Annotated in this window: 29 protein-coding genes; 21 read left to right on the top strand and 8 right to left on the bottom strand. The window is 69.8% G+C overall.

Annotation, left to right across the window (positions count from 1 at the left end):
• The first annotated feature begins 44 nt into the window (after positions 1-44).
• On the top strand, positions 45-1,688 hold the full coding sequence (locus tag GNX95_RS37840; protein ID WP_163512595.1) for a molybdopterin-dependent oxidoreductase: 1,644 nt from the start codon (positions 45-47) through the stop codon (positions 1,686-1,688).
• Here GNX95_RS37840 and GNX95_RS37835 read toward each other — a convergent pair.
• Positions 1,681-2,061: a hypothetical protein gene (locus GNX95_RS37835; protein WP_163512594.1), complete on the bottom strand. Its 381-nt coding sequence runs from the start codon at positions 2,059-2,061 to the stop codon at positions 1,681-1,683. The two genes, GNX95_RS37840 and GNX95_RS37835, sit on opposite strands and share 8 nt — an antisense overlap.
• 113 nt (positions 2,062-2,174) lie before the next feature.
• Here GNX95_RS37835 and GNX95_RS37830 point away from each other — a divergent pair, with 113 nt between their 5' ends.
• Both GNX95_RS37830 and GNX95_RS37825 read left to right on the top strand, forming a co-directional pair.
• A complete protein-coding gene (locus GNX95_RS37830) occupies positions 2,175-2,519 on the top strand; it encodes a YciI family protein (protein WP_163512593.1) in 345 nt (114 codons plus the stop codon).
• A complete protein-coding gene (locus tag GNX95_RS37825) occupies positions 2,519-3,760 on the top strand; it encodes an RNA polymerase sigma factor (RefSeq protein ID WP_425483954.1) in 1,242 nt (413 codons plus the stop codon). The genes GNX95_RS37830 and GNX95_RS37825 overlap by 1 nt, the downstream gene beginning before the upstream one ends.
• Positions 3,761-3,828: 68 nt before the next feature.
• On the opposite strand, the gene GNX95_RS37820 is transcribed toward GNX95_RS37825, so the two are convergent.
• The gene (locus GNX95_RS37820) at positions 3,829-5,025 is read right to left on the bottom strand and encodes an ATP-binding protein (protein WP_163512591.1); all 1,197 of its coding nucleotides are present in this window, start codon (positions 5,023-5,025) and stop codon (positions 3,829-3,831) included.
• A 221-nt stretch (positions 5,026-5,246) separates the two neighbouring features.
• Between GNX95_RS37820 and GNX95_RS37815 the strand changes: the two genes are divergently transcribed.
• On the top strand, positions 5,247-5,717 hold the full coding sequence (locus GNX95_RS37815; protein WP_163512590.1) for an OsmC family protein: 471 nt from the start codon (positions 5,247-5,249) through the stop codon (positions 5,715-5,717).
• Here GNX95_RS37815 and GNX95_RS37810 read toward each other — a convergent pair.
• From GNX95_RS37810 to moaA, 3 genes are all read right to left on the bottom strand, one after another.
• Positions 5,714-6,307, bottom strand: coding sequence for an LppU/SCO3897 family protein (locus GNX95_RS37810; RefSeq protein WP_163512589.1), 594 nt, complete (start codon positions 6,305-6,307; stop codon positions 5,714-5,716). The genes GNX95_RS37815 and GNX95_RS37810 overlap by 4 nt on opposite strands.
• A gap of 90 nt (positions 6,308-6,397) precedes the next feature.
• A complete protein-coding gene (locus GNX95_RS37805; RefSeq protein WP_163512588.1) occupies positions 6,398-6,655 on the bottom strand; it encodes a MoaD/ThiS family protein in 258 nt (85 codons plus the stop codon).
• 26 nt (positions 6,656-6,681) lie between these two features.
• Complete coding sequence (gene moaA, locus GNX95_RS37800) at positions 6,682-7,710, bottom strand: GTP 3',8-cyclase MoaA (RefSeq protein ID WP_163512587.1); 1,029 nt, start codon at positions 7,708-7,710, stop codon at positions 6,682-6,684.
• 133 nt (positions 7,711-7,843) lie between these two features.
• On the opposite strand from moaA, the gene GNX95_RS37795 reads away from it, so the two are divergent.
• The 10 genes from GNX95_RS37795 (at position 7,844) to GNX95_RS37750 (ending at position 16,893) form a co-directional block, all read left to right on the top strand.
• The gene (locus tag GNX95_RS37795; protein WP_163512586.1) at positions 7,844-8,830 is read left to right on the top strand and encodes a P1 family peptidase; all 987 of its coding nucleotides are present in this window, start codon (positions 7,844-7,846) and stop codon (positions 8,828-8,830) included.
• Between the two features lie 127 nt (positions 8,831-8,957).
• On the top strand, positions 8,958-10,115 hold the full coding sequence (locus GNX95_RS37790) for an iron-containing alcohol dehydrogenase (protein WP_246281910.1): 1,158 nt from the start codon (positions 8,958-8,960) through the stop codon (positions 10,113-10,115).
• A 9-nt stretch (positions 10,116-10,124) separates the two neighbouring features.
• A complete protein-coding gene (locus tag GNX95_RS37785) occupies positions 10,125-11,507 on the top strand; it encodes a sensor histidine kinase (protein ID WP_163512585.1) in 1,383 nt (460 codons plus the stop codon).
• Positions 11,500-12,147 (top strand): MadR family response regulator transcription factor, encoded by a 648-nt coding sequence (locus GNX95_RS37780; protein ID WP_163512584.1) that lies wholly within the window; start codon positions 11,500-11,502, stop codon positions 12,145-12,147. Before GNX95_RS37785 ends, GNX95_RS37780 begins: the two co-directional genes overlap by 8 nt.
• 90 nt (positions 12,148-12,237) lie before the next feature.
• Positions 12,238-12,351: a mycofactocin precursor MftA gene (mftA, locus tag GNX95_RS37775; protein WP_163512583.1), complete on the top strand. Its 114-nt coding sequence runs from the start codon at positions 12,238-12,240 to the stop codon at positions 12,349-12,351.
• 4 nt (positions 12,352-12,355) lie between these two features.
• The gene (mftB, locus tag GNX95_RS37770; RefSeq protein ID WP_281357002.1) at positions 12,356-12,634 is read left to right on the top strand and encodes a mycofactocin biosynthesis chaperone MftB; all 279 of its coding nucleotides are present in this window, start codon (positions 12,356-12,358) and stop codon (positions 12,632-12,634) included.
• Entirely contained in the window at positions 12,631-13,773 is a 1,143-nt protein-coding gene (gene mftC, locus GNX95_RS37765; protein WP_163512582.1) for a mycofactocin radical SAM maturase, read from the top strand. The genes mftB and mftC overlap by 4 nt, the downstream gene beginning before the upstream one ends.
• Positions 13,773-14,555 carry a mycofactocin-coupled SDR family oxidoreductase gene (locus GNX95_RS37760; RefSeq protein ID WP_163512581.1) on the top strand — a complete coding sequence of 261 codons (783 nt, stop codon included), beginning with the start codon at positions 13,773-13,775 and terminating at the stop codon, positions 14,553-14,555. The genes mftC and GNX95_RS37760 overlap by 1 nt, the downstream gene beginning before the upstream one ends.
• 275 nt (positions 14,556-14,830) lie before the next feature.
• Complete coding sequence (locus tag GNX95_RS37755) at positions 14,831-16,294, top strand: FAD-dependent oxidoreductase (protein WP_163512580.1); 1,464 nt, start codon at positions 14,831-14,833, stop codon at positions 16,292-16,294.
• Complete coding sequence (locus tag GNX95_RS37750; protein WP_163512579.1) at positions 16,291-16,893, top strand: TetR/AcrR family transcriptional regulator; 603 nt, start codon at positions 16,291-16,293, stop codon at positions 16,891-16,893. Before GNX95_RS37755 ends, GNX95_RS37750 begins: the two co-directional genes overlap by 4 nt.
• On the opposite strand, the gene GNX95_RS37745 is transcribed toward GNX95_RS37750, so the two are convergent.
• Entirely contained in the window at positions 16,853-17,371 is a 519-nt protein-coding gene (locus tag GNX95_RS37745) for a helix-turn-helix domain-containing protein (protein WP_246281909.1), read from the bottom strand. The genes GNX95_RS37750 and GNX95_RS37745 overlap by 41 nt on opposite strands.
• A gap of 63 nt (positions 17,372-17,434) precedes the next feature.
• Here GNX95_RS37745 and GNX95_RS37740 point away from each other — a divergent pair, with 63 nt between their 5' ends.
• The 4 genes from GNX95_RS37740 to mftF are packed head-to-tail and all read left to right on the top strand — an operon-like array spanning position 17,435 to position 21,644.
• Positions 17,435-18,712, top strand: coding sequence for an alpha/beta hydrolase (locus tag GNX95_RS37740; protein ID WP_163512577.1), 1,278 nt, complete (start codon positions 17,435-17,437; stop codon positions 18,710-18,712).
• Between the two features lie 27 nt (positions 18,713-18,739).
• Complete coding sequence (gene mftE / locus GNX95_RS37735) at positions 18,740-19,441, top strand: mycofactocin biosynthesis peptidyl-dipeptidase MftE (RefSeq protein ID WP_222854249.1); 702 nt, start codon at positions 18,740-18,742, stop codon at positions 19,439-19,441.
• The gene (locus tag GNX95_RS37730; protein WP_163512576.1) at positions 19,438-20,223 is read left to right on the top strand and encodes a mycofactocin-coupled SDR family oxidoreductase; all 786 of its coding nucleotides are present in this window, start codon (positions 19,438-19,440) and stop codon (positions 20,221-20,223) included. The genes mftE and GNX95_RS37730 overlap by 4 nt, the downstream gene beginning before the upstream one ends.
• Positions 20,220-21,644 (top strand): mycofactocin biosynthesis glycosyltransferase MftF, encoded by a 1,425-nt coding sequence (gene mftF, locus GNX95_RS37725; protein WP_163512575.1) that lies wholly within the window; start codon positions 20,220-20,222, stop codon positions 21,642-21,644. The genes GNX95_RS37730 and mftF overlap by 4 nt, the downstream gene beginning before the upstream one ends.
• A gap of 125 nt (positions 21,645-21,769) precedes the next feature.
• On the opposite strand, the gene GNX95_RS37720 is transcribed toward mftF, so the two are convergent.
• Together GNX95_RS37720 and GNX95_RS37715 are read right to left on the bottom strand one after the other, a co-directional pair.
• Positions 21,770-22,456 (bottom strand): uracil-DNA glycosylase, encoded by a 687-nt coding sequence (locus tag GNX95_RS37720; RefSeq protein WP_163512574.1) that lies wholly within the window; start codon positions 22,454-22,456, stop codon positions 21,770-21,772.
• A 27-nt stretch (positions 22,457-22,483) separates the two neighbouring features.
• Positions 22,484-23,362, bottom strand: a complete 879-nt coding sequence (locus GNX95_RS37715) for a fructosamine kinase family protein (protein ID WP_246281908.1) — start codon at positions 23,360-23,362, stop codon at positions 22,484-22,486.
• A gap of 36 nt (positions 23,363-23,398) precedes the next feature.
• Between GNX95_RS37715 and GNX95_RS37710 the strand changes: the two genes are divergently transcribed.
• The 3 genes from GNX95_RS37710 to GNX95_RS37700 all read left to right on the top strand — a co-directional run bounded on the left by GNX95_RS37710 (position 23,399) and on the right by GNX95_RS37700 (position 26,943).
• A complete protein-coding gene (locus GNX95_RS37710) occupies positions 23,399-24,070 on the top strand; it encodes an SDR family NAD(P)-dependent oxidoreductase (RefSeq protein WP_163512573.1) in 672 nt (223 codons plus the stop codon).
• A gap of 120 nt (positions 24,071-24,190) precedes the next feature.
• Positions 24,191-24,910, top strand: coding sequence for a DUF998 domain-containing protein (locus tag GNX95_RS37705; RefSeq protein WP_163512572.1), 720 nt, complete (start codon positions 24,191-24,193; stop codon positions 24,908-24,910).
• Complete coding sequence (locus tag GNX95_RS37700) at positions 24,907-26,943, top strand: glycosyltransferase (RefSeq protein WP_163512571.1); 2,037 nt, start codon at positions 24,907-24,909, stop codon at positions 26,941-26,943. Before GNX95_RS37705 ends, GNX95_RS37700 begins: the two co-directional genes overlap by 4 nt.
• Positions 26,944-26,994 lie beyond the last annotated feature (51 nt).

The raw sequence follows: 26,994 nt of genomic DNA, 5'->3' as shown, positions 1-26,994 counted from the left end.
CACGATGGTGTCGCAGCGTCCACCTCGCAGAACGGTCATGTCCAGTGTCCACTCGTACGGACCAGCCGCCAGCCGACACCGCGGCGGCGCCGCACAATCCGTGGACCGACTGGCGGCGTCCGCTCGCCGCCGGTGCCGGGTTGCTGACCGCGGCGGCGGCGCTCGGCGTCGCGCAGCTGGTCGCGGTGCTCACCGGCCCGGAGACGGCGCCGGTCACCGCGGTCGGTCAGGGGGTCGTACGGATCGTGCCGGAGTGGCTGAAGGAATGGGCCATCCGGACCTTCTACATCTACGACAAGGTCGCGCTCATCGCCGGCACGACCATCCTGCTCGGGTTGTTCGCTGGATTGCTCGGCCTGCTGGCGATCCGTTGGCTGACTGCCGCCTGTGCCGGTGTCGGCCTGTTCGGCGTGGTCGGCGCGCTCGCGGCGATGACCGCACCCAACGCGGCGCAGCTGGACATGCTGCCGTCGCTGCTCGGCGCGGTGGTCGGAGTGGTCGCGCTGCGGCTGCTGGTCCCCCGGCTCCTGGCGGTCACGGAGACCTTCGACGTCGAGCGGGCCCGCGAGAAGGTCTCGCAGGTGCTGCGGATGCGCGAGCAGGAGCGGTTTCGCGAGGACCGCCGCCGGTTCATCATCGCCGCGTGCGCCACCCTCGGTGTCGCGGCGGTCGGCGGTGGTGCCGGACAGCTGCTCGGCACGCGTACGAACGTCACCCAGGCGATCGCCACCACCAGGCTGCCGAAACCGGCCAGCGCCGCCCCACCGCTGCCGGCCGGCATCGACCCGGACATCTACGGCCTGACGCGGTTCACCACGCCGAACGTCAACTTCTACAAGATCGACACCACCCTGGTCACGCCGCAGGTCAACCCGGCCACCTGGCAGCTGCGGATCCACGGCATGGTCGACCGCGAGCTGACGATCAGCTTTCCGCAGCTGCTGGCCAGGCCGCTGATCGAGCGCGACATCACCCTCGCCTGCGTCTCCAACGAGGTCGGTGGCGGCCTGGTCGGCAACGCGAGGTGGCTCGGCGCGCCGCTCGCCGACCTGCTCAGGGAGGCCGGCGTACGGCCAGGCGCCGACCAGGTCTTCACCCGCTCGGTGGACGGCTGGACCTGCGGCACGCCGACCGAGGCGATCATGAACACGCCGAACGCGATGCTCGCGGTCGGCATGAACGGCGTACCGCTGCCGGCCGCGCACGGTTTTCCGGTGCGGATGATCGTGCCGGGTCTCTACGGCTATGTGTCCGGCACCAAGTGGATCGTGGACCTGGAGCTGACCACGGTGAACGCCGGCCCGCAGCCGTACTGGATCCAGCGGGAGTGGGCCGCGCCGGCGCCGATCAAGACGATGTGCCGGATCGACGTGCCCGGCGACGGAGCCGCGCTGGACGCCGGCAAGCCGGTCAAGGTCGCCGGTGTCGCGTGGGCCCAGAACCGCGGCATCTCGGCGGTCGAGGTGCGGGTGGGCAAGGACGACTGGCAGCCGGCCAGGCTGGTGCCGGTGCCGGGCAACCAGACGTGGCGGCAATGGGTCTTCGACTGGACCCCGCCGGCGCGTGGTCGCTTCACGCTGTTCGCGCGCGCGACCGACGGCACCGGCGAGCCGCAGACCAGCCAGTTCGCGGACCCGTTCCCGAGCGGCGCGACCGGCTGGCCGTCGATGACGGTGGACGTCAGCTAGCCACCTGGTGCAGCGTGTGCCGCCCGGCCGGCTGGTCGCACACCTCCTGCGCGGTCGCGACCAGCGATCTGGCCGTACGGCGGGAGATGTGCAGCGTGTCCTGCAGCTGTGCGGCGGTGCGCTGCTGTGCCTCGTCGGGGCTCGCGCCGGCCGCGATCTTGCGGCGCAACAGCTCGGCGGTGACCGCCAGCTGCCGCGCCTCGATCCTGGCCAGCACCCATTCGCACGCCCAGATCAGCTCGGTGAGCTGGTCGTTGCTGAGCTGGGTCGGGTCGATCACGGTGTCCGGCGGCGCGCCGGCCAGCATCCGCTCGACGCTGACCGCGATCCTGGAGTCAACGCTGGCGTCGACATCGAGCTCTGTCTCGAACATGTGTTCGATTCTACTCGATAGGGTGAGTCCTGGGAAGCCGGGTGTCGATTCCGGCGCACCTCGCGTGTCGTCCAGATGACCGGGAAGAATGCCGACATGGAGAAGGTGACCTGATGCCGAAGTACGCGATCCTGATTTTCGAACGGGAGCTTCCCAACGGAGCGGCCGACATCCCGCCGGAAGTGCTGGCCGAGCACGAGAAGGTGCCGGGCCGGGTCGCCGAGCTCGGCGGCAAGGAGCTCGGCGGCCTCGCCCTGGAGCCGACCTGGACCGGCACGTCGATCCGCGGTGACGTGGTGACCGACGGCCCGTTCATCGAGACCAAGGAGGCGCTGGCCGGCGTCTCGATCGTGGAGGCACGCGACCTCGACCACGCGATCGAGCTGGCCAAGCTGATCCCGATCATGGACGGCGGGGTCGAGGTGCGGCCGCTGTTCGACTTCCAGGTCACCCCCTGATCGTCGAGCAGGCGGTCGCCGACGCGCACCGCCGCGAGTGGGCCGCCGTGCTCGCCGCGACGGTGCGGGTGACCCGTGACCTGGACACCGCCGAGGAGGCCGTCCAGGACGCGTACGTCCAGGCGCTGACCGCGTGGCAGCGCGACGGCGTACCGACCCGGCCCGGAGCCTGGCTGACGACGGTCGCGAGGCGGCTCGCGCTCAACATGCTGCGCCGGCAGAAGACGTTCGAGGCCAAGCTGCCGCTGCTGGTCGACCGCGACACACCGGAGCCGGACGCGTTTCCGGACGACCGGCTGCGGCTGGTCTTCACCTGCTGCCATCCGGCGTTGAGTGCCGAGGCGCAGGTCGCGCTCACGCTGCGGCTGGTTTGTGGTGTGCCGACGCCGGACATCGCGCGGGCGTTCCTGGTCGCCGAGGCGACGATGGCCGCGCGGCTGACCAGGGCGAAGAAGAAGATCGCCAAGGCCGGCATCCCGTACGCGGTGCCGTCGGCCAGTGACCTGCCGGCGCGGCTCGACGCCGCGCTGACCGTCATCCACCTCCTCTATTCGACCGGCCACACCGCGCACTCCGGCGCCGACCTGGTACGCGACGACCTCGCCGAGCGCGCGCTGGACCTGGCCCGGATGCTCCACCTGCTGCTGCCTGATCACCGTGAGACGTCCGGGCTTTTGGCTCTGTTGCTGGTGCATCAGGCCCGCCGCGCGACGCGTACGGACACCAGCGGCCGGTTGCTGCGGCTGGCCGACCAGGACCGTACGCGGTGGGACAAGGCGTTGATCGCCGAAGCCGATGAGCTGCTCGTGGACGCACTGAAAGCCGCCGCGCCTGGCCGTTTCACACTGCAGGCGGCGATCGCCGCGTCGCATGCTCAGGCGCCGAGCTATGCCGAGACGGACTGGTCGGAGATCGTCACGCTTTACGATCTGCTGCTCGCGATCTGGCCGTCGCCGGTGGTCGCGCTCAACCGCGCGGTCGCCGTGTCGATGCTGGCCGGGCCTGCGGAAGCCCTAGTCGAGGTGGAAAAACTCGAGCAGGACGGCCGGCTCGCCGGATATCGCTATCTGCCGGCGACGAAGGCCGACCTGCTGCACCGGCTCGGCCGCGACGCCGAGGCGGTCGAGGCGTACGAGGCGGCGCTGGCGCTGACCGACAACGCCGCCGAGCAGGAATTCCTGACCGAGCGCGCGCAGCTTTTCGGCCGGCCGGAAAATGTCGGTGGCGTCCGGGAGAATTGACATCGGGGGTGCTGAAAACGGGCCCCCCGAAACCAGCCTTCCAGCGGAGACCGACAGTTTCGCGCCGGTCAGTCGGTGCGTTGGCTGCGCAGCCAGCGGCCGAAATGCGGCACGGTGAAGGCGATGCTGCCGCGCTCGGCCGAATAGATCAGGCCTTTCTTGATCAGGCCGTCGCGGGCCGGCGACAGGCTCGACGGCTTGCGGCCGAGCGACGCGGCGATGTCCGCGGTGGGGATCGCTTCCGGCGCGTTCTCGCCGACGGTCGCCATCGTGCGGAGATATTCGCGCTCGGCCGGCGTCGCGCGTTCATAACGCGAGCCGAAGAAGCCGACCGCGAGCTCGGCCTCCGCGTCCGGTGCGGCGACCGCCACGTCCTCGGCCTGGATGGGCGAGTCCGGCGCGTGGTCCCAGGCGGCTTTTCCGTACGCCTGCACGAAATATGGATAGCCGCCGGAGACCTCGTACATCTGGTCCAGCGCCTCGTCGGTCCAGCTCGCGTCCTCCCGCTTGGCCGGTGCGATCAGCGCGTGGTCGGCGGCCGTACGGTCCAGCCGGTCGATGCGTACGTATCGGAACAGCCGCTCGGAGTAGGACTTGGAGGCCGACAGCACGCTCGGCAGGTGCGGCAGGCCGGCGCCGACGACGACCAGTGGCGCGCCGTTTTGCGACAGCTCGTGGCAGGCCGCGCACAGCGCGGACACGTCGACGGCCGACACGTCCTGCATCTCGTCGATGAACAGGGCGATCCCGGCGCCGACATCGGCGGCCAGCGCGCCGGCATCGGTGAACAGCTCCAGCAGGTCGATCTCCATGTCGCCCGAGTCGGCGCGTCCGGTCGCGGCCGGCACGTCGATGCCCGGTTGCCAGCGGTCGCGCAGCTTCGCGTCGGCCGGATTCGACCGCAGCGCGAAAGCCTTCAAAACCGCCAAAAACTCATCGACCCGCTCCGGTGCGCGATGCCGCGGCGCCAGCTCGCGCGCGGCCGCGTGCAAGGCCGCCGACAGTGGCCGGCGCAGCGAGGTCTCCGGCCGGGCCTCCAGCTTGCCGGTCCCCCAGCGCCGGTCCAGCGCCGCCGACCGCAACGCGTTGAGCAACACGGTCTTGCCGACCCCGCGCAGGCCGGTGAGCACCAGGCTGCGCTCGGGACGGCTGTGCTCGACCCGTTCCAGCACGACCGCGAACTGGTCCAGCTCACGGTCACGGCCGGCCAGCTCCGGCGGCCGCTGGCCGGCTCCGGGTGCGTACGGATTCCGGATGGGGTCCATCTCTGCGACGGTATCGGCCCCTCTAGCGGAAACCGTAGAAATGCCTAGAGGCGGCTATCGGCGTGTCGCGTACGCGTCGAGGGTCGTATAGCAATGTCTAGGAAATTTGCGAGAGATGACTAGACGAAGCTAGCTCGCGTTGAGGATTCGGCTGGCGCACGCGAGGATCGGAGGTGACCCGCGCGGCAACGACGCCTTCGCCAGATCGGAGGTGTCCCGGCATGCCGAAAGAACACAGCTACGCCGTCGAGGTGCTCTGGACCGGCAACCGCGGCGACGGCACCGAGTCCTACCGGCGATACGGCCGTGAGCACGAGGTTTCCGCCGACGGACCACGGCTCATCGAAGGCACCGCCGACCCAGCGTTTCGCGGTGAGCGCGACCGGTGGAACCCGGAGCAGCTGCTGGTGGCCGCGCTCGCGCAGTGCCACATGCTGAGCTATCTGGCGCTCTGCTCTCAGGCCGGCATCGTGGTCACCGCGTACGAGGACAGTGCCAGCGGCACCATGCGGATGGACGGCCGCGGTGGTGGCGCCTTCACCGACGTCCTCCTCCGGCCACGGGTCACGGTGACCGAGGAGGGCATGTTGGCGAAGGCCGCCGAGCTGCACGCCGAAGCGCACCGGATCTGCTTCATCGCCAACTCGGTGAACTTTCCGGTCCGCCACGAGCCGACCGTCGAGCTCGATTAGGGCTGGTTTTTCAAGCAGAGCACGTAGCTTTGCGCCGGTTTGTCGTCGGTGTGGGTGAACGTGTAGTCGTACTTCTGGCCGCTGGTGCGGCACTTGCCCTTGTCGGTCGTCGCGTCGAACCGCGCGACCACGCGCAGCGTGTTGGGCTCGGTGCACGCCGCCGGCAGCGCGGTGTCACGGCCGCCGAGGCCCTTGACCTGCCGCAGGCACTGGCCGACCTGGATGTCGGCGACCCCGTCACGCTGTCCGGACGGCGAGGCCGAGCCGCTGGGTTTGGCCGATCCGGACGCCGCCGGCGTCGCCGAGCCGGGTCCGCCGGCGGTCGGTGAGCCCTTGCCGGAGTTGATCCAGTAGATGACGCCGACGACACCGCCGGCGATCAACAGCAGCAGGACGACAGCGCCGATGACGATGCCGGTGATGGCACCGCCGGACAGTTTTTTCTTCGGCTCGGGCGGTGGAAACAGGCCGCCGCTTCCGTACGGATAGCCGGGTGAGCCGGCATTGGGTGGCAGTGCGTACGGGTTGCCACCGGGTGAGCTGGTGGGTGGGTCGCCATAGGGCGGTGGTCCGCCACCTGGCTGGCTCATCGTTGAACCTCCGCAAGAGCGCGCTTATGTATGCATTCCTAGGAATCGTCACCCATGGTGCAGGACGCGCGCTACCTGGCCGACGGCCGGTCAGCCTCCGGCGAACGGCGGAAGGACGTCGACCGTGCCGCCGGCGCGTACGAGCGTGCCACGGTCCGCGGAGGCCACCCCGTCGACCAGGAACGAGCAGCGTTCCAGCACGTCAGCCAGCTTCTCGCCGTGCTGGTCGGCGAGCTGCTGGAGCAGCTGCGCCAGCGTGGCCTGTGGTGGCGTCTCGACCAGCTCGGAGTCGGTGCCGGCGGCCGCGTGCGCGGCGGCGAAATACCGGACGGTGACGTTCACGACCACTCCCGTTGGATACGCTGAGTCACGGATCAGCCACCGATCGCCGACATCGGCCGCTCCGGCTGCAGGAACGTCGGGTCGTTGATGCCGTGACCCGGCAGCTTCCCCCACATCGCGGTGCGCCACAGCTCGGCGATCTCGGCGTCGCTGGCCCCCGATCGTAGCGGGGTCCGCAGGTCGTTCTCCGTACGCGCGAAGAGGCAGTTGCGGATCTGTCCGTCGGCGGTCAGCCGGGTGCGGTCACAGGCACCGCAGAACGGCCTGGTCACCGAGGCGATCACACCGACCTTGGCCGGCCCGCCGTCGACCAGCCAGGTCTCCGCCGGCGCTCCGCCGCGCTCGGCCGGATCCGGCGTCAGCGTGAAGCGCTTGCTCAGCGCCGCCAGGATCTCCTCGCTGGAGACCATGTTCTCGCGCCGCCAGGCGTGCTGCGCGTCCAGCGGCATCTGCTCGATGAAGCGCAGCTCCAGGCCGTGCTCGACGGCGAAGTCCAGCAGCTCGGGAGCCTCGTCGTCGTTGACGTCCCGCAGCAACACCGTGTTGATCTTGACCGGACGCAGGCCGGCCGCATTGGCCGCGTGTACGCCGGCCAGCACGTCGTCGAGCCGGTGCCGCCGGGTGATCTGCGAGAAGCGCTCCGGCCGCAGCGTGTCCAGCGAGATGTTGATCCGGTCCAGCCCCGACTCGGCGAGCTGGCGTGCCATCCGCTCCAGGCCGATGGCATTGGTTGTCAGCATCGTCTTTGGCCGCGGCTCCAGCGCGGTGACCGCGCCGATGATGCCGGCCAGACCGCGGCGCAACAGCGGCTCACCGCCGGTGAACCGGATCTCCCGGATGCCGAGCATCGTCACGCCGATGCCGGCCAGCCGGACGATCTCGTCGTCGGTCAGCAGCTCCGGTTTCGGCAGCCAGTCCAGGCCTTCGGCCGGCATGCAGTAGGCACAGCGCAGGTTGCAACGGTCGGTCAGCGACACGCGCAGATCGGTGGCGACTCGGCCATACCGGTCGACCAGACCGGTGCCGGCGTCCGCCTGGCGGGGCCTGCCAGAGACGGTCATCTGGCGAGCTTAAGGCCGATGCCCGCCGGGCGACAGAAGGCCAGGATCAGGCCCCTCACCTGCGGCAAGTCCGGTTTGCGAGCCCCGCAGATGCGGTTTTGGTGACCAACCAGACAGTGTCTAAGCTCCGGTCATGCAGCCGGGTCCGACCAACTCGCTCACCGACGTCGCCGGCCTGCGGGTCGGCCACCACACCGCCGTCGGCGCCGGCTGGCTGACCGGCACGACCGTGGTCGTCGCGCCCAGAGTCGGCGCGGTGGCCGGTGTGGACGTACGCGGTGGCGCGCCAGGCACCAGGGACACCGACACGCTCGACCCGCGCAACGTCGTGGAGCGCGTACACGCGATCGTCCTGACCGGCGGCAGCGCCTTCGGGCTGGCGTCGGTGGCCGGCGTGATGGACGCACTCGAGGCCGAAGGCACTGGCTTCCAGGTCGCCGAGGCGGTGGTGCCGATCGTGCCGGCGGCGGTGATCTTCGACCTCGGCCGCGGCGGCGACGTACGCAACCGGCCGGGGCCGGATTTTGGCCGCAGAGCATACGAAAACGCACGAGACACGGTCGAGCAGGGGTGTGTCGGCGCCGGCACCGGAGCGGTGGTTGGCGGCCTCAAAGGTGCGGTTGGCACGGCCAGCGCGGTGCTCGAATCCGGTGCGACAGTCGGCGCGCTGGTCGTGGTCAACGCCGCCGGCTCGGCGGTCGACCCGCGGAGTGGCGAGCTGTACGGCGCGCGCTTCGGCTTCGATGGCGAGTTTGGGCTCAGGACGCCGACAGAGCTGCCGGAGCCAACCGGCTGGCGCGCTCAGCTCGCCACCACGATCGGCGTCATCGCCACCGATCTCACCCTCACCAAGGCGCAGTGCGCGAAGGTCGCCGGCATCGGCCATGACGGCCTGGCCAGAGCGATCAACCCGGTGCACACGATGGCCGACGGCGACACGCTCTTCACGCTGTCGACGACCGCACGGCCGGCGCCGGACCCGGTGGAGCTGTGGCAGCTGATGGCCGCGGCCGGCGACTGCGTCACGCGCGCTGTCGTGCACGCGCTGCTCGCTGCCACCTCCGCACCTGGTTTCCGCTCGTACGCGGAGGCATTCCCCACCGCGATCGATTCAGACTGACCGTTCAGACAGCTCGTGGTCACGGATACGGATAGCATCGACGCCAACGGTGATCGGCGATCCTTGGGGGACCACCGTGACCATCTGGCTGCCTGACCGTACGACGGCCCCACCACGGACCTCATCGGTGGCCACGCAGCACCAGCAGGTGTGCAAGTTCTTGGTGCCTGAGCTGGTGTTCGGCGAAGGCGCGCTGGCCGAGGCCGGCTATGCGGCGCGGCGGCTCGGCGCCAGACGCGCCTTCGTGGTGACCGACGACGGCGTCGTCGAGGCCGGCTGGCCGGACCTGCTCGCCGGCTATCTGCGTGACGTGGACCTGCCGTTCAGCCGCTGGTCCGGCCTCACTCCCAATCCCAAGGACCATGAGATCGCCGCCGGTTTCGAGGCGTACCAGGCCTCCGGCTGCGACGTGATCATCGGTCTCGGCGGCGGCTCGGTGATCGACGCGGCGAAGGCGATCGCCGTGCTGTCGACCAATGGCGGCCGGATCCTGGACTACGTCGGCCTCGACCGGGTGACCAGGCCGATCCCGCCGCTGCTGACCATCCCGACGACCGCCGGCACCGGGTCGGACGTCTCACAGTTCTGCGTCATCACCGACACCGCTCTCAACCGCAAGGCGGTGCTGGTCGGCCGTGCGCTCGTGCCGGACATCTCCATCACCGACCCGGCGCTGCTCACCACCATGCCGCCGTGGCTCGCCGCGGCGACCGGCCTGGACGCGCTGACCCACGGCATCGAGGCGTACGTTTCCCGCGCCGCCAGCCGGCTCACCGACCCGCACGCGCTGCAGGCCGTACGGCTGACCGGCGACAACCTCGAGCGGATGGTCAACTCGCAGACCGACGAGGAGTCCCGTGCGGCGATGGCGCAGGCGTCGCTGAGTGCCGGCCTGGCCTTCACCAACGCGATCCTCGGCGCCACGCACGCGATGTCGCACCAGGTCGGCGGCGCGCTCGACCTGCCGCACGGCGTGGTCAACGCGATCCTGTTGCCGCACGTCATCCGGTTCAACGCCACCTCCGACCGCTATCGGCCGGTGGCCGAGGCGCTCGGCATCGACACGCTCGGCATGGACACCGACGAGATCGCGTACGCGGTGGCCGACGACGTACGCGCGATGGCCGACCGGCTGGACATCCCGCGCGGTCTCGGCGACCTTGGTGTCAGCGAAGCCGACCTGCCGGGGCTTGCTCGCGGCACCCTGGACGACGTATGCCTGTCCACGAACCCGCGCGACGCGTCGTTGGGTGACGTGACGGCGATCTTCGCCGCCGCACTGTGAAGCTCGACCGTGAGGACAGGACTGAAGCCGGTGCCGTTATCCCCGCCGCCGAAGGACGGGCCACCGTCGGTGGACATCGCCGACCTGACCGGGATCAGGTCGTCGAAGCCGAGCTTCTACGCCGAATACCGCTATGCGGCCGAGCACCTGAACCGATCGATGGCTTCGCTGGAGACCATCTCCAGCGCGTTGGTGGCGACTGGTCGCGGCACTGGTGACCTGTGCCGTGCCGTGGTGACCGCGACCGCCGAGCACCTGTCGGCGACCTGGGTCGTGCTGGCGCTGGCCGACCGTGCGCTGCCCGAGGCGCAGCCGCGGTTTCTCGGCCGAGACCCGGCCGGTCGGCTGTTCGAGGACCGCGACCGGCTGCCGGAGCGGGAGAGCGACCGGCTCTGGCAGCTGCTGCGCCACGGCGACCAGCTGCGCCCGGTGGTCGAAGGCGGCGACCAGATCGCCGTACTCGTCCCGATGGTCCTCGACGACCACGTGCAGGGTGCTCTGGCCGCCTGGATCAACGGTGGACGCGAGCTGGTCGACCGTACGGACCTGGCCGTGCTGTCGGTGCTGGCCAACCAGACGGTCGTATCGCTGCGGGCCGCCGACCTGCTGTCGCACAGCGAGGCGCTGCGGCGGCGTACGGAGCGGCTCTATCGCGAGGCCGCCCGACAGACCGCCGAGCTGGCCCGTGGCAACCGCGAGCTGCGCGAGGCTCAGGACAACCTGCTCGCCGCCAAGCAGCAGCGCGCGATCGACGAGGAGCGCCGCTGGCTTGCACGGGAGCTGCATGACCGCGTGGCACAGCACGTGCTCTCGGCCGGGATGGCGGTCGAGTGGTGCCGCTCCGAGGTGCCGGCCGACTCACCCGTACGCGCTCAGCTGGACCGCGCCAAGCAGCTCAGCCAGACGGCTGTCGAGCAGCTGCGGTCGGCGATCGGCGCCCTGTCAGCCGGTGAGGAAGACGCCGACCGCGACCTGCCGGGCATGCTGATGCGGCTGGAGCAGCTGCACAGCGGTGCGGGCGTCGACGTGAAAGTCAGGGTGGAAGGCCGGCCGGCCGCGCTGCCGACGGCGGTCGAGGGCTCGCTTTTCCGGATCGCCAGCGAATGTGTGTTCAACACCGTCGTACACGCCGACGCCAGCCGCGCGATCGTGCGGCTCGTCTACCGGCCCGACGGCGTACGGCTGACTGTCTCCGACGATGGCAAGGGCAGTCCGGAGGTGCTCCGGCGAGTGGTGCGGCAGCAGACCGATGGTGCCGGCGACGGCTATCACCGCGGCCTGGCCAACATCGCCAACCGGGTGGCCGAGCTCGGTGGCGTGCTGCGCTTCAGCCGGGCCCGGATGGGGGGCGTACGCGTGCAGGTCGACGTACCAGGGAGGACCGATGAGTGACCAGATCCGGATCGCTCTGGTGGACGACCACGCGATCGTCCGGCAGGGACTGCGGTCGATGCTCGAGCGCGAGCCGGGGCTGACGATCGTCGCCGAGGCGGCCAGCGCACCGGAAGCGCTCGCGCTGATCAACAAGACCGAGCCGGACATCGTGCTGCTCGACCTGAAGCTGTCCACCGGCAGCGACTCCGAGGGCTTGTCGCTGTGCCGGCACATCGTCGCCGCGCATCCGGACATCGGCGTACTCGTGCTGACCACGTTCATCGACGAGCGGCTGGTCGTCGCGTCGATCCAGGCCGGCGCCAAGGGCTACGTCGTCAAGGACGTCGATCCGACAGAGCTGGTCAGCTCGGTGCGTGCCGTGCACCGTGGCGAGAGCGCCTTCGACGCGCATGCCGCCGCCGTGGTGGTGAAGTCGCTGCACTCCGGCGGTGGCGAGGACCGCGGCCGGAGCCTCACCGAGCGCGAGCTGGAGGTGCTCCGGCTGCTGGCGCACGGAATGTCCAATGTGGACATCGGGAAGAAACTCTTCATCTCCGAGACAACGGTGAAGTTTCACGTGTCCAACGTGATGCGCAAGCTCGATGTGTCGCGGCGCGCGGAGGCCGTTTACGCAGCCAGCAAGCTCGGCCTGATCTAGCCGTGCCCTGTCCGGTTGGAGAGCAGGGCTTGTGTGCCGGCCGGTGTGGTGTTTAGCGTCAGGTGATCGCCGACTTCTCAGGAGGACGCTATGGCCAGCGAGGTGCTTGAGGCGGAACAGGCTGAGGTCGCCGAGCAGCCCGAGGAAGTCGAAGAGGTGCTGGTCGAGGAGATCTCCATCGACGGCATGTGCGGCGTCTACTAGTCCGGTGTTCGACCTGGACCGGGCCTGGACGCTGCACCGGCAGGTGTCGATGCGGCCGGAGCCTTTCGGCGCGATGCTCTATCACTTCGGCAACCGCAAGCTGTCGTTCCTGAAAAACCAGACCGTGGTGACCGTCGTGCGTACGCTCGCCGACCATCCGTCCGCGCGGTCGGCGTGCGCGGCTGCCGGCGTCGGCGACGCGAAGCTGCCGACGTACGCGAAGGCGCTGGCCGCGCTGGCGCGTACGGACATGATCCGGCCCCGCGAACCGGAGGTCCGATGACCGCGCTGGCGGAGCACTTCCAACACGGCCTGGCCGCACCGATCTGCCTGACCTGGGAGCTCACCTACGCCTGCAACCTTTCCTGCGTGCACTGCCTTTCCGCGTCCGGCCGGCGCGATCCGCGCGAGCTGACCACGGCCGAGTGCCGGGCGATCGTCGACGACCTGGAGCGGATGCAGGTCTTCTATGTCAACATCGGCGGCGGCGAGCCGACCGTACGGCCGGATTTCTTCGACCTGGTCGACTATGCCGTCGATCACCACGTCGGCGTGAAGTTTTCCACCAACGGCGTGAAGATCTCGCCAGCGGTGGCCAAACGGCTGGCCGGCAACGACTATCTCGACGTACAGATCTCGATGGACGGCGCGACCGCCGAGGTCAACGACGCCGTGCGCGGCCGCGGATCGTACGAGATGGCGCTGACGGCGATGCGCAATCTTGCCCACGCCGGCATGGCCAACTTCAAGATTTCCGTTGTGATGACGCGAGAAAACGTGCCGCAGCTGGATGCTTTCAAGGCGCTGGCCGACACATACGGCGCGCAGCTGCGGATCACCAGGTTGCGGCCGTCCGGCCGTGGCGCGGACGTCTGGGACCAGCTGCATCCGACCGCCGGTCAGCAGCGCGAGATTTACGACTGGCTGGTGGCAAACGGTGAAGGCGTACTCACCGGCGACTCCTTCTTTCACCTCTCGGCCTTCGGCGAAGCGTTGCCGGGCTTGAATTTGTGCGGCGCCGGGCGGGTTGTGTGCCTGATCGACCCGGTCGGCGACGTCTATGCCTGCCCGTTTGCCATTCACGACGCATTTCTGGCCGGCAACGTACGCTCTCCTGGCGGTTTTCCGGTGGTGTGGAAGGAATCCGAGCTGTTCGCCGACCTGCGGCGGCCGCAGACCGGCGGTGCGTGCACGAAATGCCAACATTTCGACGCGTGCCGCGGTGGCTGCATGGCGGCGAAGTTTTTCACCGGACTTCCCTTGGACGGGCCCGATCCGGAGTGCGTGCGGGGTTACGGCGAGCTGGCACTGTCCACTGTGGACGCCAAGCCGCGGCCGAGTGGCGACCACTCGCACCGGGTCGTACCGGTGAGCATCGGTCGCCGGCCACCGGACACCTGGTGCGACGAGAGTCCGGTCTGATGGCGAAGGTCGCGCTCATCACCGGTGCGGCCCGCGGTCAGGGCCGCGGTCACGCGGTGACACTGGCGTCCGAAGGCGTCGACATCATCGCGGTCGACATCTGCGCGCCGGTCGCCAGCATGGGATATCCGTTGGCTGGCAAGGAAGATCTGGACCAGACCGTACGCGCCGTGGAGGCTCTCGGCCGTCGCTGCGTGCCGGTCGTCGCGGACGTACGCGACGGCGCGGCTTTGGCTGACGCGGCCGGGCTGCTCGGCCGGCTGGACATCGTGGTCGCCAACGCCGGCATCGGCGGCGCGTGGGAATGGGACCAGGTCACGCCGGAGATCTGGCGCGACGTCATCGACATCAACCTGACCGGCGTGTGGAACACCTGCGTCGCCGCCGCGCCGCATCTCATCGCCGGTGGTGGCGGCTCGGTGATCATCATCAGCTCGACCGCCGGGCTGAAAGGCCAACCGTTCCTCGCGCCGTACGTCGCGGCGAAATCCGGCATCGTCGGCCTCGCGCGATCGCTGGCCAACGAATGGGCCGAGCACCACATCCGGGTCAACACCATCCATCCGGCCGGCGTCGAGACCGGCATGTCCGCCGGCTTCGCGACGCTGCAGTCGCTGATCGACAAGCATCCGCACACCGGTCCGATCTTCGTCAACGCGCTCGACGTCGAGGTGGTCGAGATCTCGGACGTGTCCGCCGCCGTCGCGTATCTGGCTTCCGACGCCGCGCGCTATGTCACCGGCACCGAGCTCAAGGTCGACGCCGGCAACACCATCCGCTGACCGCTCAGCGTCGCGACGCCCGCGTCCGTACCCCCTCGCCTGCATCCGCCGCGACCCGGCCGGCCGCACGCATGGCCACCATGCGTGCATCGCGACCATTCCTTATGTAAGAAAAGCCTCTCAACCCACCCCCCGCCCGAAGTGGGTGGGGGCAAACATTGGCATCTGGGTACGACAGTTTCGGGCTGTAGCAGGTAAGTGGCTCGGCTCACCTTGTCCAGCGCGGGATCCCGGTTTATAAACAGAACAGCACTGTTTACTAACCGAGGGGACTCATGGACTCGCAGGTTCTGGTGGTTGGTGGTGGGCCGACCGGGTTGACCATGGCGTGTGCGCTCGCGCAGCGCGGCATCCGGGTGCGGGTCATCGATGCGGCGGCGGGGCCGGCGACCACGTCGCGGGCGCTCGGGTTGCAGCCGCGCGGCGCGGAGGTGCTCACACGTGTCAAGGCGCTCGGCGACCTGCCCGAGCGCGCGTTGCCGGTGCAGGACATCACGCTGCATGCCGGTGGTACGACGATCCGCGTGCCGGTCGGCGAGGAGGTGGCGCCGGGACAGCGCGCGACGCTGGTGATCTCGCAGGCCGAGGTCGAAGGTCAGCTGCGCGACCGGTTGGCCGAGCTCAACGCGAAGGTCGAGTGGGGGACGCGGCTGGTCGGCTACGAGCAGGACGCCGGTGCAGTCACCGCGACCGTGGAGGTCAACGGCGAGAAGGTCGAGCTGCGGTCCGACTGGCTGGTCGGTTGCGACGGTGGCCATTCGGCCGTACGCAAGCTCACCGGTGTCAACTTCCCGGGCAACCCGCTGCTCCAGGACGTCCTCCTGACGGACGTACGCGCCGACTGGCCGCTGCCGCGTTCGGGGTCGACGGCCTGGGCCGGCGACGGTCGTGAGGTCGGCGTTTTCCCACTGCCAGGCGGTTTCTGGCGGTTCTTCACGCGGCTCGACGGTCCGTCCGACGACGCGTACGCGACGGCCCGCGAGGTCGTCACGGAGTTCGCGAAGGATCGCATGGACCTGCCGCCGGAGAGCCTCCGGTCGATCCAGTGGGCCTCGATCTTCCGGGTCCAGGAGCGGCTGGTCGACCACTACCGGTTTGGCCGCGTCTTCCTGGCTGGCGACGCCGCGCACCTGCACAGCCCCACCGGCGGCCAGGGCATGAACACCGGCATCGGCGACGCGGAAAACCTGGCCTGGAAGCTGGCGCTGGTCGAGTCCGGCCGCGCCGCGCAGTCACTCCTGGACACGTACGAGGCGGAGCGCCGGCCGGTCGCGCAGGCCGTCCTCGGTGGCACGACGGCGGCGACGAAACTGCTCGTCGGTGGCACGCCGCTGACCGCGCTGCTGCGCATGGTGATCGTGCCGCTGGTCCAGCTGCGTGCCTTCCGCAAGGCGTTGTTCCTGCGTACGTCCGGACTGACCATCACCTATCGCGGTGGTCCCCTCGCGGATCGCGCCGGCCGCAAGCCGGCGGCCGGCGACCGCGTGCCAGACATCGCCTGTGCCGGCGGCACGACACTGCAGCGGATCGTGGCCGGCGGTCACTGGGTCATGCTCAACGGCGCCGACCACCTCCGCCAGGTGGCCGAGGAAGCGCTCGGCGACGTCGTCGCGGCACAGCCGGCGAGGGCAGGTCTCACCGACGCGATCCTGGTACGCCCGGACGGTCACGTGGCCTGGCGCGGCACCTCGGTGACCGACCTGCGCGACTGGCTGACCAGCCGCCTGCGGTTGCGATGACCGCACGCAACGCCGGTGGCCGGCCGCGCGATCCGGAAAACGACGTCGCGATCCTGCGCGCGGCGCTGGAGCTGCTGATCGAGCGCGGCCCGGACGGCACGAGCATCGAGCAGGTGGCCAAGCGCGCCGGCGTCGCGCGGCTGACCGTCTACCGGCGGTTTGCCAACAAGGACGAGCTGCTGATCAAGGCGGTCGAGGCGGCTCGGCTCACCACCGAGCCGCGGCTGGGCGACATCGGCGCGCTGTCGATCGAGGAGATGCTCGACTTCTGGTCCAACGCGTTGTCGCAGATCCACGCCAGGCAGCTGCTGGCGCGCCTGGTCGGCTCGCTGCCGGACAACCCGACGCTCTTCCGCACTTACTGGGACGCGTACGTCGAGCCGCGCCGCGCGGTCTTCGCGAAGATCATCGAGCGCGAGCGCGACGCCGGCCAGCTGCCGCCGGACACCGATCCGCAGGTCTTCCAGGACCTTGTCGGCGGTGCGGTCTTCTATCGGCTGGTGATCACACCGGACCCGCTGCCGGCCGATGGCATGCGCGACTATCTCCGGTCGCTGCTCAGTCATCTCGGCTATCGACCGGAAAAAAGATCGGACTGAGCAGAAACTGCCTCCGGTTGGTGGTCGGTTCGTTGGCAAGCCGCGGCACGATGGCGGCGCGCAGATCGTCGATCAGGCCGAGCAGTTCCTCGCGGCTCAGCCACACCGAGTGCTGCCGGATGCCCACCAGGTCGGCGACCGGATCGGCGCCTTGGCGCTGCAGATACGCGTCGAACTCGGCGGCCAGCACCGCCATCACCACGGCGAACCCCTGCCGATAGTCGTCGGCGGTCAGCTTCTCCTGCTCGATGACCGCTTTCTCCTGCCGCAGCCGGAAGTGCCGCTCGACCGCACCACGTACCCGCTGCTCGTCGGCCACCTCCAGCACGCCCCCACTGACCAGCAGATCAATGTGCCGATAGACCATCGCCTTCGACACGTCCGGCAGCCGCTCGCACAGTTGCGCGGTCGTCATCACCTGGCCTGCGCGCATGGCGTGCACGATCCGCAGCCGGACCGGATGACCAATCAGCCCCATCGTGTTCACCGCCCAACGATCTCATCATGTGTTACCGTTCGCAAAATAAGAGAAAGGTTGGCGATGAATTCTGACCATAGAGCTGTCGAAGTCCTCGCGCTGGTGCGCGATGGCCGATACGAGGACGTAGTCGAGATGTTCGAGCCGCCGCTGCGCGCGCTCGTCTCCGCCGAGGTGTTGCGTACGGCGTGGACCACCGAGCTGGATCGGCTCGGCGCGGTCTCCGCGATCGGCCGGCCGACGAGCGCGCCGGCGGCGAACGGCCTGACGCGGCTGACCGTCCCGGTGACCTGCGAGCGCGGCGGCCTCTCGGTGGTCATGTCGATCGATGGCGATGACCACATCCATGGCCTTCGGATCGCGTCGGCCGCGATGCCGTGGACGCCACCGTCGTACGCGGATGAGCGTCGGTTCGTCGAGCGAGACATCACCGTCGACGGGTTGCCGGGCACGTTGACGCTGCCGACTGACGCAGACCGCGCGCCGGCCGTCGTGCTGCTCAGCGGCGGCGGCCCCTTCGACCGCGATGAGACCACCGGCCCCAACCGGCCGCTGAAGGACATCGCCTGGGGGTTGGCGAGCCGCGGCGTCGCGGTCGTACGTTTCGACAAGATCACCTACGTCGACGGCGCGGCCGCCAGCCGGCCGGGGTTCACCGCGACCGACGAGTACGTGCCCGCGGCGGTCGCCGCGATCCGCCTCCTGCGGGCCGAGCCGATCGTCGATCCGAGCCGGATTTTCGTGCTCGGCCACAGCATGGGTGGCAAGATCGCGCCGCGCGTGGCGGCGGCCGAGCCGTCGGTCGCCGGCCTGGTGGTGATGGCCGGCGACACCAAGCCGATGACCTGGAACGCCGTGCGCGTGGCGCGCCACCTCGCGGCCGCCAGTCCCGGTCCGGCAATGGACGCGGCGGTGGCGACGATCGAGCGGCAGGCCGCCGTGGTCGACGCGCCGGACCTGTCCGCGGACACGCCGCTCGACCAGCTGCTCTTCGGTTTCTCCGCGTCTTACTGGCTCGACATGCGCGCGTACGACCCGGTGGCCACCGCCGCCGCTGTCGGCAAGCCGATGCTGATCCTGCAGGGTGGCCGCGACTTCCAGGTGACCGCCGAGCACGACCTGGCCGGTTGGCGTGCCGGTCTCGGCGGCCGCACGGACGTGACTCTGCGCGCGTACGACGCCGCCGACCACATGTTTTTCTTTGGCGAAGGCCAATCCTCGGTGGCCGACTACGAGCGTCCGCAGCACGTCGACGGCACGGTCGTCGCGGACATCGCCGACTGGCTGCTCGCGACGTCCCGTTCGGATGGTGGGTTGCGTCGGGGTGGTCGCGCTACATAGCGTCAAGGTTCTCGATGCGGCGAGCGGGTGACCGAAGGGGTGACGTTGAGGCTGCGGTCGTTGCGGTGGACGGAGATCGACCGGCCTGACCTGTTGCTCGTACCGGTCGGGTCGCTGGAGCAACACGGCCCGCACCTGCCACTGGACACCGACACGCGAGTCGCCGCCGCGGTCGCCGACGCCGCCGCCGAGGAAATCCGCGGCCTGTTGGCGCCGCCGGTCGGCTATGGCGCGAGCGGTGAGCACGAGGATTTCCCCGGCACGATCTCGATCGGCACCGCGACGCTGCGCGCGATGCTGGTCGAATACGGACGCTCCGCCTGCCGCTGGGCCGACCGGTTGCTGCTCGTCAACGCCCATGGCGGCAACATCGGTGCGCTGGTCGGTGCGGTGCAGCTGCTGCGATACGAAGGCCGCGACGCGGCCTGGTGGCCGTGTGTCACCCGGACCGGTGACGCGCATGCCGGCCGCACCGAGACCTCGCTGATGCTGCACGTCGACCCGGCCGTCGTACGCGCCGGCGCCGAGCCGGGCAACACCCAGCCGCTGGCCGAGCTGATGCCCGCGCTGCGCACTCACGGCGTACGCGCGCTGAGCCCCAACGGTGTGCTCGGCGATCCGACCGGAGCGAGCGCGGCCGAAGGCGAGCTGCTGCTGGACGAGATGGCGACCGGGCTGGTGGAGGCCGTACGCCGGTGGACTCCGGACGAGCGCGGACGGTTGGTGTGAGCGCGCGCGTCGCGGTCGTCACCGGCGCCGCGCGCGGGATCGGAGCAGCTGTCGTCGATCAGCTGGCCGGCGCCGGCTGGCTCGTCGTGGCGTCCGACATCTGCGCGGACAACGCGGCCCTGCCTTATCGGCTGGCCTCTCGGGACGATCTCGAGGCGGTCGCCGAGCCATACGGTGACGCCGTCCTGCCGGTGGTCGCCGACGTACGCGATGCCGGCGCGATGAAGGACCTTGTCGCGAGCGCTGTCCGGAAATACGGTGGCGTCGACGCGGCGGTCGCGGCGGCGGCGGTGATCGCCGGCGGTGTGCCGTTGTGGGAGCTGCCGGACGACTCATACGACGCGCTTTTCGATGTCGGCGTACGCGGCGTGCACAATCTCGCTCGTGCGGCGGTGCCGGCGATGCTGGAGCGGCCAACGCCGCGCACTGGCAGGTTTGTGGCGGTCGCGTCGGCGGCGAGCGAACGCGGACTGTGGCACCTGGCCACCTACTGCTCGGCGAAACACGCGGTCGTCGGTCTGATCCGTGGCTTGGCGGCCGACCTGCGCGGCAGCGGAGTGCTCGCCAGCGCGGTCGCGCCGGGATCGACGCGCACCGACATGCTGGCGGCGACGGCCGCGTTGTATCACCTTGGTTCCGTGGACGAGTTCGCACAGCACCAACTCACCGACCGCATCCTCGAACCTGCCGAGATCGCCGCCGCGGTGGCCTGGCTGTGCTCGCCGGCCGCCTCCGCGGTCACCGGCAGCGTGCTCAACGTCGATGGCGGCTTCGTCGGATGAGCCTGCCGGAGGCCACCAGCCTGCCGGTGGGCTTCGCCGTAGGGCTGGACACCGGTGTGCAACAGCGCGGCCGCGTGCTGATGGGTGGTGCGCCGTTTCGCATCCTGACGCTGTCGCCGAAAGCCGCTGACCTGCTGGTCGACGGGTCGGTGGTGGTAGGCGACCAGACCTCGGCGGCGTTGGCGAGGCGGCTGCTGGCGTCCGGAGTCGCGCATCCGCGACCAACCCCAGCCGCGCCAGAGCTGATCACCGTTGTCGTACCGGTGAAAGACCGGCCAGCCGGCCTCGAGCGACTGCTTCGCCAAGTCGTCGAGACGGTCTCCCCCACGCCGTCTTTGGTCGTTGTGGACGACGGTTCGCGCGACCAGTTGGCGATCGCGCGCATCGCACGCACGTATGGCGCGCGGCTGCTGCGGCATCCGATGCCATATGGTCCGTCGGCCGCCCGCAACGCCGGTTTGCGAGTCGCGGAAACGCGATTGGTGGCGTTCCTCGACTCCGACTGTGCGCCGGTCGCCGGTTGGCTGCAGCCGCTGCTCGACCATTTCGCCGACCCGTTGGTCGCCGTCGTGGCGCCGCGGATCGTGTCGCTCGGTGAGCCGTCGTCGTGGATCGGTCGCTACGAAAAGTTTGCCAGCTCGCTGGACCGTGGACCGGCCGAAGCGTCCGTCCAGCCGCGCAGCCGCGTGTCATACGTGCCGAGCGCGGCGCTGCTCGTCCGCCGGTCGGCGGTCGGCGACGGTTTCGACGAAGGCATGCGAGTGGCCGAGGACGTCGACCTGGTGTGGCGGCTGGTGGAGGCAGGCTGGACCGTACGTTACGAGCCGCGGTCGCAGGTCGAGCACGAGCATCGGACGCGGTTGTTGGAATGGATGCGTACGCGCGCGTTCTACGGTACCGGCGCGGCGCCGCTCGCCTTGCGACACGGTGACGCCGTCGCGCCGCTCGTGATGGACCGGTGGTCGGCCTCCGCGTGGGGCCTGGCCTTGACCGGCTGGCCGGGGACGCTCGCCGGCCTCGGCATCACCGCCGTCGCGGCGCGGCGGCTGGCGCGGCGGTTGCGGGTCGACGTGCCGGCGCTGGAGGACGTGGACCGTACGTCTCGGCAGCTGGTCTTCCACGGCACGCTGGCCAGCGGCTGGCAGGTGGCCTCGCTGCTGACGCGGCACGCCTGGCCGATCACCCTGGCCGCCTCGCTGGTCTCGCGCCGCGCTCGCCGCGTCGCGGTCGCCGTCGCGCTCGGCGAGGGCCTGGTCTCCTGGTATCGCGACCGTCCGCCCCTCGACCCGGTCCGTTACGTGGCGGCGCGGCGGCTGGACGACCTGGCCTACGGCACCGGCCTGTGGCTCGGCGCGCTCCGCCACCGTACGCTCGCACCCCTGCGGCCAGCCTTCACCAAGGTCACCCGCCCCGGCCGCTGACCTGCGCAGATGTCCGCCACGGTCCCAATCGGACACGCCAAACCGCGTCCGATTGCCACCTTGTTGACTGTTACCCGCTGGTAAATTGGGCAACAGGATGACAATCGGACTCGCAGGCGCGGACCCTACGGCAGGCGCCAGTCGACGGGCTCGCCACCCTGGCCAACCAGCAGCTCATTCGCGCGCGAGAACGGCCGTGAGCCGAAGAAGCCGCGGTCGGCCGACATCGGCGACGGATGCGCCGACTCGATGCACGGCACGCCAGGCATCAGCGGCCGCAGGTTGCGCGCGTCGCGGCCCCACAGGATCGCCACCATCGGCTTGCCACGCGCCGCCAGCGCACGGATCGCCTGCTCGGTGACCTCTTCCCACCCCTTGCCGCGATGCGACCCCGGTTGGCCGGGCGAGACGGTCAACGACCGGTTGAGCAGCAGGATGCCGTGATCGGCCCACGGCGACAGGTCACCGTTGGACGGCATCGGAAAGCCGAGATCCTCGACATACTCGCGATAGATGTTCTGCAGCGACCGCGGAATCGGCCGCACGTCCGGCGCCACCGAGAAGCTCAGGCCGATCGCGTGACCCGGCGTCGGATAGGGGTCCTGGCCGACGATCAGCACGCGTACGTCGTCGAACGGCTGCGTGAAAGCGCGCAGCACGTGCTGGCCGGCCGGCAGATACTGACGACCGGCGGCGATCTCGGCGCGCAGGAAGTCCCCCATCGCGGTGATCCGGTCGGCCACCGGATCCAGCGCCTTGGCCCAGCCCGGGTCCAGGATGTCCGCCAGGTTCTTCCGGGCCGTCTCGGCCATCTGGTCAGCCTCCGTCATTTCGTGGCGTCACAAGTACCGGCGCGCGTTTTCTCCGGCCCGTGCACCGTACCCACCCCCGAAAAGCGCCGCGTGCACGACCAGCGGATGAACCTGGTGCAGCGCCACGCGCTCACGCCATCCGTCGGCGAGCGGCCGCTCCTGTGCGTACGCGCTGAGCACCGTTTCCAGGTGTGGCAAGCCAAAAAGCGCCAGCATGGCCAGGTCGGTCTCGCGGTGGCCGCCGTGCGCCGCCGGGTCGATCAGGTACGCCACGCCGTCGTGTCCACAGTGGACATTGCCGGACCAGAGGTCGCCGTGGACGCGCGCCGGCGGCTCGGCCGGTCCGGCGACGGTGTCCAGTCTGTCGAGCAGTTGGTCCACGGCGGCGGCATCAGACGGCGAGATCCGGCCGTGGTCGACGGCCAGCCGCAGCGTCGGTCGTACACGCCGCTCGGCATAGAACGCCGGCCAGTCCGGCGCCGGCTCGTTGCTCACCGGCAGCGAGCCGACGAACCCGGGCCACGGCGCGCCGAAGCCGTCGGCACCGGCCGCGTGCAGCCGAGCCAGCCGCCGGCCAAACTCGGCCATGCCGTCGGCGGTCGGCGCGCCGGGAGCGATCCACTCCAGTACGAGCAGGTCGTCGGCATAGCCGATCACCTCCGGCACCGGCACGGCATCAGCCGCCGCGAGCCACCGCAGGCCGGCGGCCTCCGCCTCGAACAGGCCGGCCGGCGCTTTGTCCAGCGTTTTCGCGAAAAGGTCCGAGCCGTCGTCGAGCGTCAGCCGCTGCGCCACGCAGATGTCGCCGCCAGGCACCGGCGTCATCCGGATCCGCTGGTGCTCGATCAGCCGGCTCAGCGTGCCACTGTGCTCGCGGACGTACGCGATGTCGATGCCACCCTCCACAACGCCATCCTGCCAAATGGTCCCTAAGCTGCAGGCATGGCAGACCAGTCGATCGTCATCGTCGGCGCCGGTGGCGGCATGGGATACGCGCTGGCCAAGCGGTTCGCCGCGGGTGGCCTGCGGGTCGGCCTGGTGGCGCGCCAGCAGCCGACGCTGGAGCGGCTCGCCGGCCAGCTCGCCGAGGCCGGCGTCGAGGCGACGACCGCGGTCGGCGACGCGTCTTATTCCGGCTCGATCCGGTCGGCGCTGGACAAGCTGACCGAGCAGCTCGGCGTGCCGCAGGTGCTGGTCTACAACGTCGCCGCGGTGGAGCCGGGACGTCCGTCTACATTGGACTCCGTACGGCTGCTGGCCAGCCTCGCCTCCAACGCCGGCGGTTTCCTCGACACCGTCCAGCAGGTGCTGCCCGGGATGCGCAAGCGCCGGTCCGGCACGATCCTGCTGACCGGCAGTGGCGTCGCGCTCAACCCGTGGGTCGACGGCGCTGCCCTGTCCGCTGGCAAGGCCGCGCAGCGCTCGCTGCTGCGAGCTCTCGCCGTCGAGGTCGCGGACGAAGGCATCCACGCCGCCACGGTGACCATCAAAGGTGTGATCGGCAGCTCGGCGGAGTTCGCGCCGGAGCGCATCGCCGAGGCATTCTGGGACGTACATGTGCAGGCCAAAAAGGACTGGGAAGTCGAACGGATCTACACCGGCTCTAATCCCTGAGGCGCCCCCTAGGGGTTGCGCCTTAATACCTGAGGCATAGACCCCTACACACGATGTATAGGGTCAGGTCCCGACCAACGGATCACGACACCGGGGTGCCTGTCCGGCCAGGATCTTTTCATGGCCGTCAGCAGCGAAGTCAGTCGTCCGTGGGTGGTGGACAGGCGCACCGCCAGTCCGGTGTGGCCGGTCGCCGCCGGTCTGGTCGCCTTCCTGCTGGCGTTCGTGTCAGTCGGATATCTGCACGCCGTCGCGCCGCCGTCGCTCAATCCGATCCGCGACACCGTCAGCGACTACGTGTACGTTCCGGGTGTCGGCGGTCTGTTCGGCTTCGCCGTCGTGATGACCGCGCTCGGCTCGGCGGCGTTGCTGGTCGGCATGCGATATTCGCCGCTGCGAGCGCACCGGCTGTCGTACGCGCTGATGGGCGTGTGGTGCGCCGGACTGGCGCTGCTGCCGACCTTTCCGACCGACCGCATCGTGCTCGGCCAGATGAGCGTGGTCGGCAACATTCACCGCTATCTGGCCGTCATCGCGTTCGTGGCACTGCCGATGGCCGGCCTCGGCATCGCGACCGCCCTGTGCTCACACGAGCCGCTGCGCCGGCTCGGCAACTGGATCCGCTGGACCTGCGCTGCCGCGTCGTTCGGCGTGCTCGTACTGGTCGCCATCCACCTGCCGGCGATCTTCCCGGAGAAGTTCGGCGCGGTCCTGCTCAGTGGCTTCGTCGAGCGGATCGTGCTCGTCGTCGACTTCGGCCTGCTGGCGATGATCGCGGCCGGGATCGTGATCGCCGGCCGGAAAGTCCGCAAGGTGTCCACTGTGGACGTGGCCCGATGACCTGGCTCGCGATCGCGTTGGCCGCTGCTGGCGCACTTTTTCTCGCCGTCGCCGCGCGGCTGCAGCATCAAGGCGTACGTGCGACCGGCATGAAAGTGCCGGCATTGCTGCGAAATCGTCGGTGGCTGACCGGTGGCGCGATGCTCGGCACCGGCACCGGCCTGCACCTGGTCGCACTGGCGCTCGCGCCTTTGGCGGTCGTACAGCCAATTGGTGCGATGGCGCCGGCGTTGACCACCGCGATGAACGCTCGCGCCGACCGCACGAAGGCACGGCGGACCACGGTCGCCGGCGTCGTGGCGGTCGCCGCTGGCGTCGGACTTTTCGTTGTGGTCGCGGCACAACAGCCGACCGGTGGAGAGCCGGTCCGATATGCCGAAGGCATCGCGCTGCTCGTCGTCGGGCTCGCCGTCGCGGCTGCCGTCGTGGTCGTCGCGCGTACGACAGGTGTCGTCCGCAGCCTGGCATCGGCGATCGGCGGCGGTATGGCGCTCGGCCTGGTGTCGACACTGGCTCGTGGCGGGATGCAGGAGTTCTTTGGTTCGCAACGAATTCTGCCGCTGGTCGGGACGGCCGGTGGCATGCTGCTGGCGGTCGTCGTCGGGTCATATCTGGTGCAGCAGGCATATTCCAGCGGTCCGGCCGAGCTGGTCATCGCCACGGTGACGGTTTTCGACCCGCTGGTGTCGATCGGCCTCGGCGCCGCCCTGCTCGGCGAGGCGCCGGCTCCGACGCCGGGCGTCCTCGCACTCGAAGGCGTCGGCGCGCTGATCGCCGTCATCGGTGTCGTTTTGCTCGCACGTACCGAAAAAACAACTTCATCCGCACAGGAGGCTGACGTGACAACCGGTGAGCAGCGCCGCATTCTGATCGGCGCCGACACCTTTCCGCCGGACATCAACGGTGCCGCCAACTTCGGTGCGCGGCTGGCGGTCGGTCTTGCCGCGCGCGGTCACGACGTGCACGTCGTCTGTCCGGAGACGGTCCAGACCGGCCAGCCGATGCCGCGGCTGCCCGGCGTGACCGTGCACCGCTTCCCCGCTCACCTCACGCCGTTTCATCCGACCCTGACGACCTGCCTGCCGTGGCAGGTGTCCGGACCGATCGGCGAGCTCGTCGACGAGCTCAGGCCGGATGTCGTGCACATCCAGGCGCATTTCGCGATGGGCCGCATCCTGGCGAAAATCGCCCGCCGCAAGGACATTCCACTGGTGGCGACCAATCATTTCGTGCCAGACAACGCGTTTGGCTACACGCGGATGCCGGGCTGGACGCGGTCTGCGCTGAGCAGGCTGGCCTGGCGCGACCTGGTTCGCTTTCTGGACAAGGCAGATGTCGTCACCACGCCGACGCCGCGCGCGGCCGAGTTGTTGACCGACCACGGCCTGGCGCTGCCGGTCACGCCGATCTCCTGCGGCATCGACGCGGCGCGTTATCAAGGCGAGGCGCCCAAAGACCATCCGCCGACGGTGCTTTTCGTTGGCCGGCTGGATGAGGAGAAGCGTGTGCCGGACATCCTGCACGCGCTGGTGGAGCTGCCGGGCGTACGCCTCGAGGTCGTCGGCGACGGCGCCTGCCGCGACTCGTGGCAGGCACTCGCCGGCCGGCTGCACATCGCCGACCGGGTGGTTTTCCATGGTTTCGTCAGCGATTCCGAGCTGACCGCCGCGTACGCCCGATGCGATGTCTTCTGCATGCCGAGCACCGCGGAGCTGCAGAGCCTGGTGACGATGGAGGCGATGGCCGCCGGCAAGCCGGTGGTCGCGGCTGACGCGATGGCGCTGCCTCACCTCGTACGGCCGGGCCGCACTGGCTCGCTGTTCACGCCAGGCGACGTTTCCGAGCTGGCCGCCTGCCTGCGCAAGTTGCTCGACGATCCGGAGCTGGCCGGCCGGATGGGGGCCGCCGGCCGCGAGTTGGTCGCGCAGCACGGCATCGAGACGACGATTTCTCGCTATGAAAAGGTCTACGAGTCCGTGCGGCCGCAGCTGCGGGAACTGCCATACGCGCGCGAGCTCGCGCACGCGGCCTGAGAAAAAACCTCGCCGGGCGGCCTTGATCATGTCGGGGCCGGCCGGTTAGCG

Origin of the sequence: Fodinicola acaciae, assembly GCF_010993745.1 — a bacterium.
In the GTDB taxonomy this organism is placed as follows: Bacteria; Actinomycetota; Actinomycetes; order Mycobacteriales; family HKI-0501; genus Fodinicola; species Fodinicola acaciae.
This window is presented reverse-complemented; position numbering and strand designations above follow the sequence as displayed.

Bases quoted from the DNA above. Each gene is read 5' to 3' on its own strand.
- GNX95_RS37720 (WP_163512574.1), bottom strand. From the start codon at position 22,456: ATGGCCGAGACGGCCCGGAAGAACCTGGCGGACATCCTGGACCCGGGC.
- GNX95_RS37835 (WP_163512594.1), bottom strand. From the start codon at position 2,061: ATGTTCGAGACAGAGCTCGATGTCGACGCCAGCGTTGACTCCAGGATC.
- GNX95_RS37755 (WP_163512580.1), top strand. From the start codon at position 14,831: ATGGACTCGCAGGTTCTGGTGGTTGGTGGTGGGCCGACCGGGTTGACC.
- mftF (WP_163512575.1), top strand. From the start codon at position 20,220: ATGAGCCTGCCGGAGGCCACCAGCCTGCCGGTGGGCTTCGCCGTAGGG.
- GNX95_RS37740 (WP_163512577.1), top strand. From the start codon at position 17,435: ATGAATTCTGACCATAGAGCTGTCGAAGTCCTCGCGCTGGTGCGCGAT.
- GNX95_RS37745 (WP_246281909.1), bottom strand. From the start codon at position 17,371: ATGGGGCTGATTGGTCATCCGGTCCGGCTGCGGATCGTGCACGCCATG.
- GNX95_RS37830 (WP_163512593.1), top strand. From the start codon at position 2,175: ATGCCGAAGTACGCGATCCTGATTTTCGAACGGGAGCTTCCCAACGGA.
- moaA (WP_163512587.1), bottom strand. From the start codon at position 7,710: ATGACCGTCTCTGGCAGGCCCCGCCAGGCGGACGCCGGCACCGGTCTG.
- GNX95_RS37780 (WP_163512584.1), top strand. From the start codon at position 11,500: ATGAGTGACCAGATCCGGATCGCTCTGGTGGACGACCACGCGATCGTC.
- GNX95_RS37710 (WP_163512573.1), top strand. From the start codon at position 23,399: ATGGCAGACCAGTCGATCGTCATCGTCGGCGCCGGTGGCGGCATGGGA.
- GNX95_RS37705 (WP_163512572.1), top strand. From the start codon at position 24,191: ATGGCCGTCAGCAGCGAAGTCAGTCGTCCGTGGGTGGTGGACAGGCGC.
- GNX95_RS37820 (WP_163512591.1), bottom strand. From the start codon at position 5,025: ATGGACCCCATCCGGAATCCGTACGCACCCGGAGCCGGCCAGCGGCCG.
- GNX95_RS37750 (WP_163512579.1), top strand. From the start codon at position 16,291: ATGACCGCACGCAACGCCGGTGGCCGGCCGCGCGATCCGGAAAACGAC.
- GNX95_RS37795 (WP_163512586.1), top strand. From the start codon at position 7,844: ATGCAGCCGGGTCCGACCAACTCGCTCACCGACGTCGCCGGCCTGCGG.
- GNX95_RS37700 (WP_163512571.1), top strand. From the start codon at position 24,907: ATGACCTGGCTCGCGATCGCGTTGGCCGCTGCTGGCGCACTTTTTCTC.
- GNX95_RS37760 (WP_163512581.1), top strand. From the start codon at position 13,773: ATGGCGAAGGTCGCGCTCATCACCGGTGCGGCCCGCGGTCAGGGCCGC.
- GNX95_RS37810 (WP_163512589.1), bottom strand. From the start codon at position 6,307: ATGAGCCAGCCAGGTGGCGGACCACCGCCCTATGGCGACCCACCCACC.
- mftC (WP_163512582.1), top strand. From the start codon at position 12,631: ATGACCGCGCTGGCGGAGCACTTCCAACACGGCCTGGCCGCACCGATC.
- mftA (WP_163512583.1), top strand. From the start codon at position 12,238: ATGGCCAGCGAGGTGCTTGAGGCGGAACAGGCTGAGGTCGCCGAGCAG.
- GNX95_RS37815 (WP_163512590.1), top strand. From the start codon at position 5,247: ATGCCGAAAGAACACAGCTACGCCGTCGAGGTGCTCTGGACCGGCAAC.